The 10,955-nt window shown below is 48.6% G+C and carries 9 protein-coding genes; 2 read left to right on the plus strand and 7 right to left on the minus strand.

Going from position 1 to position 10,955, the window contains the following annotated elements; all coding sequences use genetic code 11:
* Window positions 1-116 precede the first annotated feature (116 nt).
* From ACYQ2M_RS12125 to ACYQ2M_RS12135, 3 genes are all read right to left on the minus strand, one after another.
* The gene (locus ACYQ2M_RS12125; RefSeq protein WP_459916609.1) at window positions 117-2,258 is read right to left on the minus strand and encodes a carboxy terminal-processing peptidase; all 2,142 of its coding nucleotides are present in this window, start codon (window positions 2,256-2,258) and stop codon (window positions 117-119) included.
* 145 nt (window positions 2,259-2,403) lie between these two features.
* Window positions 2,404-3,249 (minus strand): ribosome biogenesis GTPase YlqF, encoded by an 846-nt coding sequence (ylqF, locus tag ACYQ2M_RS12130; RefSeq protein WP_459916610.1) that lies wholly within the window; start codon window positions 3,247-3,249, stop codon window positions 2,404-2,406.
* 3 nt (window positions 3,250-3,252) lie between these two features.
* Window positions 3,253-3,675 (minus strand): hypothetical protein, encoded by a 423-nt coding sequence (locus ACYQ2M_RS12135; RefSeq protein WP_459916611.1) that lies wholly within the window; start codon window positions 3,673-3,675, stop codon window positions 3,253-3,255.
* A gap of 165 nt (window positions 3,676-3,840) precedes the next feature.
* On the opposite strand from ACYQ2M_RS12135, the gene ACYQ2M_RS12140 reads away from it, so the two are divergent.
* Complete coding sequence (locus ACYQ2M_RS12140; protein WP_459916612.1) at window positions 3,841-4,944, plus strand: lytic transglycosylase domain-containing protein; 1,104 nt, start codon at window positions 3,841-3,843, stop codon at window positions 4,942-4,944.
* Window positions 4,945-5,601: 657 nt separating this feature from the next.
* On the opposite strand, the gene rfaE1 is transcribed toward ACYQ2M_RS12140, so the two are convergent.
* Genes rfaE1 through guaA form a run of 3 tightly spaced genes read right to left on the minus strand, consistent with a single transcriptional unit; the run spans window position 5,602 to window position 9,232 of the window.
* Window positions 5,602-6,582 (minus strand): D-glycero-beta-D-manno-heptose-7-phosphate kinase, encoded by a 981-nt coding sequence (gene rfaE1 / locus ACYQ2M_RS12145; RefSeq protein ID WP_459916613.1) that lies wholly within the window; start codon window positions 6,580-6,582, stop codon window positions 5,602-5,604.
* 17 nt (window positions 6,583-6,599) lie between these two features.
* A complete protein-coding gene (locus tag ACYQ2M_RS12150) occupies window positions 6,600-7,661 on the minus strand; it encodes a hypothetical protein (protein WP_459916614.1) in 1,062 nt (353 codons plus the stop codon).
* Between the two features lie 41 nt (window positions 7,662-7,702).
* Entirely contained in the window at window positions 7,703-9,232 is a 1,530-nt protein-coding gene (guaA, locus tag ACYQ2M_RS12155; protein WP_459916615.1) for a glutamine-hydrolyzing GMP synthase, read from the minus strand.
* A gap of 382 nt (window positions 9,233-9,614) precedes the next feature.
* On the opposite strand from guaA, the gene efp reads away from it, so the two are divergent.
* Window positions 9,615-10,178 carry an elongation factor P gene (efp, locus tag ACYQ2M_RS12160; RefSeq protein WP_459916616.1) on the plus strand — a complete coding sequence of 188 codons (564 nt, stop codon included), beginning with the start codon at window positions 9,615-9,617 and terminating at the stop codon, window positions 10,176-10,178.
* A 4-nt stretch (window positions 10,179-10,182) separates the two neighbouring features.
* On the opposite strand, the gene ACYQ2M_RS12165 is transcribed toward efp, so the two are convergent.
* The coding region (locus ACYQ2M_RS12165; RefSeq protein WP_459916617.1) for a 4'-phosphopantetheinyl transferase family protein at window positions 10,183-10,955 on the minus strand (773 nt) is incomplete at its 5' end.

The following is a 10,955-nucleotide window of genomic DNA, read 5'->3' on the forward strand; positions in this document are numbered from 1 at the left end:
GCAGTGTTCAATTAAAATTTAACAACACATGCCGTATGAAAAATGAGAGGTTGCGAGTCGCCAGGTTAACGGGTTAAAGCCAAAAAAATAAATAAAATACCATGTTTACGGTAAAATTACCACTCATATCCCTTGGAAGAAGATATTTCAATGAAGTCCGCCATGAGGTGAGCTGTTTCCTCCAGCAGCAGATCTTCTTTATCATCATCTTTTTTATGGGGGGCTTCCAGTTCGGTAACTTGTTTCAGATCCGCCATCGATGCAATGGGGGCAAGGCCCTTGGCCGTGCGATAACGGTTTTCCAGTGCCATTTCCTGTTTGTTAAACAAATCTGTCTGGTTTCTGCGCTCTTTCTCATTGAGGGAAAGGTGTTTAATATTAAACATTTCCGTGGCACGGTTGAATTTTTGATTTAGATACGCAAAATCAGGGTTGTGCCCGATGCGCTGGTAATGCTTTTTCTGCAGCAGGGGTAAAAGCGGTGCCATGTCCTGGAAGGGCTGGAAGTCTGCTCTTGGGGAGGTATCCCAGGGCAGGGCATTGTCAAGGGCACTCTCTCCGATTTCTTTGCTGTTATAAAGCGGGGGGTATTCAATGTCGGGAAGCACCCCTCTGTTTTGGGTGCTTTCACCGGAGACCCGGTAAAATTTTGCATTTGTGAGCTTTAACTGCCCAGAGCCAAGCGACTGCATGGCCTGTACCGTGCCCTTGCCGAAGGTCTGGGTACCCACAATAATGCCCCGGTTATAATCCTTAATGGCCCCGGCAAAGATTTCCGATGCCGATGCACTCATGCGGTTGATCATGACCATCAGGGGCCCCTGGTAAACAATATCAGGGTCGGGGTCATCCAGTTGGGACATGTCACCGTTGCGGGACCGGATCTGCACCGTAGGGCCGGATTTTATAAAAAGGCCCGTCAGTTCGTTCACCTCCTGGAGGGAGCCGCCGCCATTGTCTCTTAAATCCATGACCAGGCCGTCAATGTTTTCCTTTTTAAGCTCCTCAATTAATTTAAGTACGTCCCGGGTGGTGCTTCTGTAATCTTTTTTGCCGTCCTGGTAGGCCTTGAAATCAAGATAAAAGGTGGGTAGTTCAATGATACCGATTTTATAGGATACATTTGCCTGTTTAATGGTTCTTATTTTTTTCCGGGCCGCCTGTTCCTCCAGCTTTACCTCATCTCTTTTGATGACAATGGTTCTGGCATGCTGGGCGCCTTTTTTGTCTGCCGGAATGATTTCCAGGCGGACAAAGGTGTCCCTTGGCCCCCGGATGAGTTTCACCACTTCGTCAATGCGCCATCCCACGGTGTCTTTTATTTCTCCCTCGGTTCCCTGTCCCACCCCCATGATGCGGTCTCCGGGTTTAAGCTTGCCGGATTTGTCCGCCGGGCCTGCTGTGATGAGGCGCACTACTTTGGTATATTCATCCTCGGTCTGAAGCACAGCCCCGATGCCTTCAAGAGAGAGGCTCATCTGGATGTCAAAATCCTCTGAAAGCCGGGGGGGAAAATATTGGGTGTGGGGATCAAAACTCATGGTTACTGCGTTCATGTAGCTGTTAAAGACATCTTTTTCGTCAACCTGTGAAAGCCGTATGATCCGGTTGTGGTAGCGTTTCTCAAGAAGCTGCGTGATTTCATCCGGGGCAATGTCGTCAAGTTTTCGGGTGAGGATTTCATTTTTCAGCTCCTGATACCACAGGGTTTTTAATTCCGTTATGTTTTCCGGCCAGGGCTCATTTTTACGATCCAGTGAAATGTTTTCCATCTTTGTGAAATCAAAGTGTTTTTCCCATCCAGTGATAAGGCTTCTAATGTATTTCAGGCGTTGCATTGATCGCTGTAAATACACATTGAACATCACATAACCCGGGTTCAGGTTCCCCCGCTCCAGAGAGTTGTCCAGCCAGTATTTGACCTGCTCAAATTCATGGATTTCGTTTTTGGTAAAAAGATTTCTGGCCGGGTCCAGTGTGGACAGATATTTTTCTAGGATTTTAGCGGACAGGGCATCATCGAGTCTTTTACCGGAATAATGAAATCGTTCAAGGGATTTCACAATGGTCATGCCGGTGTAGGCATCATCCCGGCTGTATGTCAGCTTGGGAAGGTCTGAGGGTTCCCTGGTTGTGGCTTCTCTGGTCGGGGCAGGGGAATTTGCTCCATAACCGGAAGAAAGGGGAAGCAGGGTGAAAAAAGTCCAGGCAATAACCCAGATAAGGCGTGTTTTGAAGCGATTGTGCAATGGTGTCATGGTATACTCTTTTTTATATGAAAAAGCAGGTACTGGGTTTGGTGTATCTTGTATTTTCAATTTATTTTGTGGCACAGCTCTAACTGCCATGTAGATAATAAACATCGGTCAGTAAGGCGGGGCTGGAAGTCAAGACAGGCCCGGATCATGTATCATCCTGGGGATGATCTTTTGGGAATTCAAGACTTATTCTGCCGAGCTTACCGCTTCTGAGTTCCCGAATGAGAATTTCAGATGCCTTCTGCCAGTTCAGTATGCCGCCTTTTTGTAGACATCCCCTCAAGGTTCCGATGAGTTCAATCAGTTCATTGGCTGTGCCGGGCAGGGGGCTTTCAAGCTGATATCGTTCCTGGACAAGGGCCGGGTAACGCTTGAGCAGGTAACTTGCTGTAAAATGTGCCACCTCTCCATAGTCCATGGCCGTGTCGGATATGGCACCACTGGCCGCAAGCCGACAGGCACCTGCCTGATTTTCCAGAATGGGCCAGAGAATTCCCGGGGTATCATAAATATCAATTTTGTTTTTTAACCCTGCCCGCTGCTGCTGACGGGTGATGGCCGGGGCATTGCCGGTTTTTGCAATTTTTTTACCGGCCAGGGAATTGATGATGGTGGATTTTCCGGTATTGGGGATTCCCACCACCATGACCCTTGCCTTGCGGGCCTTGTTTCGGGTGATGGTTTTTACGGCATCATCCACGGTTTTCCAGGTTTGTGTCTTGTCCGTGCCAGTGATGGCAACGCTTTTGCCTCCGAATTGTTCATTGAAATAGGATAGCCACAGGGCCGTTACTTCAGGGTCTGCCAGGTCTTGTTTGTTGAGCACCTTTACCCGGGGCACAGATTTACAAAGTTTGTTCAGCAGGGGGTTGGCACTGGAGATGGGAAGTCTTGCATCCAGTATTTCCAGGACCACATCCACGCTTGGGATTACCTGTCTTAAAAATTCTTTTGTTTCCAGCATGTGGCCGGGATACCATTGTATAGCCATGGGTCAGTTGCCTTTTTTTTTGTTTTTCAATGCGTTTATTTTTTTTTCCAGATTCCTTATTTGAGCGGCTTTGATTCCTGCTGCAGTGTTCGCAGCAGGAAAAAGGTCAATTTCAGGGCCGGGTTTCAAATGGGGGTCTGGAGACTGCGAGGGCTGTCCCTGGGGCAGATTTTGCGGGGGGCGGGGCAGGAGGGGATGTGGGTGCGACGCTTCAAGCATTTCTCCGGCAGGGGCGGGATCATCCTCTTTGGGGGTCTGGTGGCGCAGGTACACATACATAAATGCAACTCCCCCCAAGGCACTTCCAAGGAATCCTCCCACGGCAACGGAGAAGATCATGTTCAGAGCAGTGTGGCCCGTGAAATAGGCATGAATGCTCCCCAGCACTACGCCACAGCAAAATAAAATGATGGGTAAGGTATACATGCAGGGCAATCTATCATAATAAGAAACAGTAATAAATAGAAAAACAGGCCTTGCCTTCAGGAGACCTCACCTGGGCAATGGAGAATCCATTGACTTTGATGGGACGGGTTTCTATAATCACCCGTGCAATATCAACTAAAAAAAAGGGAGAGATAATAAAGAGCTATGAAATCCGTCGGTGTATATATAAAATTGATCGCTGTGCTGCTGCTGCTCCCGGCCGGGGGGATTTTTTCTGTGGCACATGGCAAGGATCTGCCTGATCTTGTTGTAAACTCCCGGTTGACCGCACCGGTTGTGCTGGCTGGCGAGACCCTTCCTTTAGATAGCCCCGGCATCAGAGAAGGCGTTGAGAAAGAGCTTTTGCTTGCCTTGTGGAATCGGTCCCAGGTGCTGTTGTGGATGAAACGCGCCTCCCGGATTTTCCCGCCCGTTGAAGCGATGCTCAAGCAGGAGGGATTGCCCGATGATTTAAAATATGTGGTGGTGGTGGAAAGTTCGTTAAGACCCCATGCCGGTTCCAGCAAGGGAGCCATGGGCTACTGGCAGTTCATCGAATCCACGGCCCTGAAGTATGGATTGCAGGTGAATGACTGCGTGGACGACCGGCGCAATCTGTTACGATCCACCCGGGCCGCCTGTGCGTATTTTAAGGAACTCCATGAGCAGTTCGGCACCTGGTCACTGGCCCTTGCCGGGTATAACATGGGTGAAAACGGCCTGTCCGCTGCCATGGACTTACAGGAGGTTGACTCTTATTACGATCTGTATCTATCGTTGGAGACCCAGCAATATGTGCTGAAAATCGCCGCAGTGAAGATGATTCTGGAGCATCCTGAGAAATATGGCTTTATTATGGAAAAAGAAGATTATTACTCGCCTGAAGCCTATGATCGTGTCCAGTTTACCTCCCCCGGCCGGTTGAATCTTAACATTATTGCCCGGGCCACGGACACCGTGTTTAAGGAAATTAAAATGCTTAACCCGGAAATCAGAGGGTATTTTCTGTGTGAAGGCAGTTATGACCTTGCCGTTCCGAGGGGAAAAGGCAATGGCTTTAACAAACGATTCCAGAAGCTGTTAATCACATGGAACAATGACGCCCACCAGATTTACCATGTGGTAAAGGCGGGGGAAAATCTCACCATGATCGCTGGCAGGTATAATGTTTCTCTGGTGGCATTGCTCCAATGGAACCAATTGTCCTTTAAAAGCTATATTCACCCCGGGGATGTTCTGGTGGTGGGGTTCCGTGGTAAAAAGAAATAAAAGACTGCTCATAGTCACAACACCGGTTCCTGCCTGAAAGGGCTTGCTCGCAACATCGGATCTTTGCCCCTGAAGCACATCTTCATTTTGGCACCCTTGCCGTCTTTCCTTTCCATCACACATTCAGATACTGGTGGGCAAACTGGTGAAAAATCTAACTCCATAAACCTTGGCGCAGGTTTGTTGTAAGGGGATGGGGTTTTTTCGATTTTATTTTCCACACGTTTTTTTAAATCCGTATAGCCCAGGGAAAGTGTGGTAACGATTTTGCTGATGCTGAATTCAGGGCAAAGTGCTTCCTGACTGACAACCTCTGGGGCAGGCTGACTTTTTACCAGTCCTTTACCAAAAATTATATAGGCGACCGCCTCATCGGCACCGGTACTTTTTCCGGGGGAAAACCCGGTATGAGTATCAGTTGAACAATATTAGTGAGGTGGATATTTATGGGGTTGAAACAGAACTGGAGTGGTATACGCTATCAGCCCATTTGCCCTGCCGGGCGTTAAGAAGCGCAGGCTGTTTGAGGACAAACCTGCCCGCAGTTCCTGCGCTTTAGACCGGCAGGGCAATTGGGTCGCCGACGGTCCGGGCCCGGACCGGGTGATCGTTGGGGGTGGCATAATGCCATTTTCATCATTCGTTATACAGAAGGTATCAGTACTTAAAGCAAACAGACCCTACGCAGGAACGAAGTTCATCTGCCGTGACAGCCTGGGTACCGATTTTTCCCACCACCACGCCGGCAGCCCGATTGGCAAGGCCAGCAGCATCCTCAAAGGAAAGACCAAGGGTAAGTCCCGCAGTAAAGATGGCAATGGCGGTGTCCCCGGCCCCGGATACGTCATAGACTTCCCGGGCCTGGGTGGGGATTAGAAATGGCGGTGCACTGGTGCCGGCAAGACACATGCCCCGGGCACCCCGGGTTACAAGAAGGCGTTCCAGCTGGAATTCATGGCACACCGAGGCTGCCGTTTGTGCAAGGTCGGCATCGCTGTCCACCGGGCGATTCCCGGCCACCAGTTTTAGTTCTCCGATGTTGGGGGTAATGCAAGTGGCCCCCTGGTAACGTTGCCAGTCAATTCCCTTGGGGTCAATCACCACCGTGATATCTGCTGCCCGACACAATTTTATGATGGATTCCGTTACCCCGGGAGTCTGGAGGAGTCCTTTTCCATAATCAGATAGAATGACCCCCTTCACCTGCTGGAGCATGGTAGTCATTTTATCCATGAATCCTCCCACAGATGAGGTGTTAAGGGGGGTGATTTCTTCCTCATCAATGCGAAGCAGCTGCTGTTCCATGGCCATGACCCGGGTCTTGGTAATGGTCTGGAAACCCTCCTCCACAAGGAGGTGATGAGTGATCCGGTGTCGGTCCAGCAGGGTTCTGAGCTGCTGACCTGCCTTATCGGTGCCGCACCGCCCCATGACACTGGCATGACACCCCACGGCGTTGAGGTTTCGGGCAACATTGGCTGCCCCCCCCACCATGTATGTTTTGTTCTGCACATGGACAATGGGCACCGGGGCTTCAGGGGAAATACGCTCCACCTTGCCCCAGATGTATTGATCAAGCATGATGTCGCCGATGACCAGGATATGGACATCTGTGAAGTCTTGTATGTTGAATATCATTTGGGGGATGCTTTTTTTTATTGGGTGAGGTCTGATTCGGAGATTTTACCGGATTCAGGCACCATTATGATCAGAGGTTCAGGTTTCGTTTTGGCCGGAACTGTTTTTTTTTTTGTAACGGTTCCCCCTGTCTTCTGGGATTGGGATGCCACAGATTGCCTGTTCGGATTGTCCATGGCGGACAATGCCTTGGAAAGCCTGCTCTCAATCAGTTGTAATCGGGTGTCAACGGTTTTTCTGAGTTGGTCAAGCCCGTCTGTGAGCGTCTCCTGACTTATTTTTTTCTTTAACTGGATATTAAGGCTTTCAAGGTCTTTCTGGCTGATGGTCTGCTTTAACTGCTGATTAAATGCAGATTTTGTCTCCGCCAGATCTTCCCCAAAGGTTTTCATGGTCATTTCATAGGAGGCCAGACTCAAGTTTAAGCTCTCCATGCGGGAAAGATCCTTTTTAATGCTGGCTTCAAGGGCCGTTATTGCCCCGTTAAATCGGGTTTCAACGGCCCTTAATGCCTCGTTTAACTGGGTTTCAACGGTGGTCAGTCGCTGGGTGGTGCTCTGTTCAAAGGCTTCGGCATTTTTTTTAAGCCGATCTCCGGTGGTGTTGATAATACCCAGGTTTTCCTTGCTGGTGCGATCTATGATGTGTATGGCTGCTTTATACTGATCTGTGGTGTGGGCTACTTCTTTTTCCAGGGTGGCCAAAGCGGCAAGGGTGTCTTCCCGGTTGGCCTTCAGCACGGATAATTCTTCAATCTGGGCTGTGATGGCAGGCAATTGCTGTTCCTGGGTAAATTTTAACCGGGCCATTTCCACGTTCATTGCATTGATTTTGTCTTCCATTTCCTGGGTGATCAGTTGAATTTCAGTTTGACCGGAATCCTTGGCATCCACCACCCGATGGTTGATATCCATGTAGGCATAAAAGACAATGGCACCGATAAGGCAGGGCAAAATAAATGAGATAATGGTGATGCGGTTTCCCAGTTTCTCTATTTTAAGCTCATTTAGTTCCTGCTTGTAAATGGATGCGGAAAGGGAATGGATATCATCCTCTTTAGATATCTTTAATGTCTCCATGTATGGCGTGACTCCTTAAAGAAGGGTTCCAGTCAGATGATTTATTCCCACTCAATGGTTCCAGGGGGTTTTGAGGTGATGTCAAACACCACCCGGTTGACACCGTCGACTTCATTTATGATGCGATTGGACATTTTTGCAAGGAGATCATGGGGAAGCCTTGCCCAGTCGGCGGTCATGGCATCAATGCTGTTGACTGCCCGGATGGCAATACAGCTGTCATAGGTTCTTTTATCTCCCATGACGCCCACGCTTTTGATGGGCAGCAGAACGGCAAAGGATTGCCACAGTTTTCTGTAAAGGCCGGCGGCCCGAATTTCTTCCAGGAGCAGGGAATCGGCTTCCTTTAAGATGTTCAGCCGTTTTTCCGTTACTTCCCCCATGATGCGAATGGCAAGTCCGGGTCCGGGAAAGGGCTGTCGCCACACCAGATCTTCATTGAGTCCCAGTTCCAGGCCCAGTTGCCGCACCTCATCCTTGAAGAGAAACTGCAGGGGTTCAATGAGTTTGAGTTTCATTTTTTCAGGTAATCCCCCCACATTGTGGTGGGATTTGATAATGGAGGTGGGGCCGCCAAAGGCGGATTTGGATTCAATGATGTCCGGGTACAGGGTTCCCTGACCCAGAAAATCGGCACCTTCTACTTTTTTAGCCTCGGCGTCAAACACCTCAATGAAAAGACGACCGATTTCTTTTCTTTTAATTTCAGGGTTGGTGACACCTTTTAGGGCACCAAGAAAGAGCTTTCTGGCATCCACAAACTTGATGTTTAAGTCCAGATGGCTGGTGAGGCTTTTTTCAAGATTTTCCTGTTCATTTTTTCGTAAAAGCCCGTTGTTCACAAAAATGCAGTGGAGATTTTTTCCAATGGCCTTGTGGATCAAAAGGGCTGCAACAGAGGAATCCACCCCGCCGGAAAGACCCATGATGACTTTTTTATCCTGAACGGCTTCTTTTATCTCCGCAATGGCCGTTGCGGCAAAGGATTCCATGTTCCAGTTTTTGGTGCAGTGGCAGACATCAAAGAGAAAATTCTTGATCATCTCTTTTCCCTGGTGGGTATGTTCCACCTCGGGGTGAAACTGCAGGCCGTAGAAATGATCTTGGGTGTCTGCAATGGCGGCAATTTCGGTGTTGTCCGTGGATGCGGTGACCACAAATCTGTCGGGCAGAGATTCTGTGGAATCACCATGGCTCATCCAGCACTGCAGTTCTGTGTCCATGCCGGAAAACATGGGTTTTTGAGTTTTAACCTTCAACGTGGCAAATCCGTATTCCCGTTTTGAGGATCGGCCGATTTTGCCGCCCAATGAATGAACCATGAATTGCATGCCATAACAGATGCCCAGGATGGGCACCCCCAGTTGAAAAATTTCCGTGTCAATGGTGGGGCTGTTTTCTTCATATATGCTGGAGGGTCCACCGGACAATATGATGCCCCGGGGATTCATGGCCTTGATCTTGTCAATGCTCAGTCCGGCGGGTTCAACCTGGCAATATACCTCATTTTCCCGCACTCTTCTGGCAATGAGTTGATTGAACTGTGAGCCGAAGTCAATAATAAGTATCATAATTAATTTATATTCCTGAAATTTGTATGTCATTTTTGAAGTTGATGCACGCCCTATTTCTTATATAAAAACAACAAAAAATCAAGTTGTTTTTATCATGGGATTGCCTATTGCCGGGAAATGTGGTTTATTAGAACATTTTAGCGCCCATGGCTGGACTTGCCTGGGGAAGCATATGTTTTCAATTGTGGAAAATGGTGTCAGGCTTGGCTTATGGGTGTTATTAAACAAAATCTCTGTAAACCACAAACATCCGGTAATAATGCCTGTGACCCCAACCCGGCCCCCTCCACAGTATGTCAACATAAACAGACATTATTATCAAATAATATTAATAATTCGGGCAAAGAATGCTTGCCACAATTACAGACAGGAGAGAATAATGCATGACGCAAGTGATCTGAGAAAAGGACTTAAATTCCAGATTGATGGAGATCCATATATCATTGTGGATTTTCAGTTTAAAAAACCGGGCAAGGGACAGGCCCTTTACAAGTGCAAACTTAAAAACATGATCACCGGAGCCCAGTTTGAAAAAACATTTCGATCTGGCGATAAATTTGAAGAGGCCACCCTGGAAGAAAAGGAGATGGAATATCTTTATGCTGAGCCCGGCAGCTATTGTTTCATGGACACCACCACCTATGAGCAGGAGTTTCTTGGAGCGGATCAGGTGGAAGATGTAATTGATATCTTAAAAGAGAACACCGTGTGTACGGTGTTGTTCTTTAACAATAAAGCCATTGGGCTGACCCTGCCCAATTTTATCAATCTGAGGGTGGTTCAGTCTGATCCCTGGGCCAAGGGCGACACCGCAACCGGGGACACCAAACCTGCCACCCTGGAAACCGGATTTCAGATCCAGGTGCCTCCCTTTGTGGAGGAAGGCCAGTTAATTAAGATCGACACCCGGACCAAGGAATATGTGGAGCGGGTAAACGAGTAGCTTTTTAACCGGGCCGGGAATACCCCCGATGATCTGTGATCAATGAAATGGCATATTCCCGGCCAATGGTAGCACAAAATATATTTACATTTGCCCTGGTGCCCCTGTGTAAAATAACATCACCGTGGATTTCCACCTGGTGAAGGCTTTCATTAAATCCCCTTTTAATATATTTTAAATACGCCTCTTTTAACGTCCAGTTTCTGAAAATTTTTTCGGGATCTTCTCCTGTGTCTTCCCTTTCCCGGGGGGTGAACGCAAGTTTCATGAATCCCGTGTCCGGTGGCGGGCCGATTTTTTCCAGATCCAGCCCCAGGGTTCTGTCTTTATCGCAGCACAGGGCCACCGCAGCATACCTGCCCGAGTGGGTGATGGAGATCTGTATTTCCGGATAAAGGGGCAGAAAAGGTGCGCCTTCATCCCGGTAATCAATGGTGATCTCAGACGGGTCTACCTTTTCTGCCGTGGCGTATCCCACCATTTCTTTGACCAGACGTCGTCCAGCCATCCACTCAATCTGTTTTTTCAGGCTTTTAAACCGGTTCACTGTCTCAAGTTCCCCAGGGCATAAAAAGGGGTGGATAAAGTCATCAGGGGTAAACCTCATGTACCGCCGGGTGGTAAAGTCATGGAAGCGTTCGGGGGCATGCATGGTTTTAAGGAATGCGCAGAAGGTTCTGACCTGGACGCTGATGCCCGGTTCCGGTTGCCAGTGGATGGTCTCATGGGGTGTTAATTGCAGCATGTTGAACTTGGTGTTCACGTATTTTTGCCTGT

This window comes from Desulfocicer niacini, from assembly GCF_054657595.1.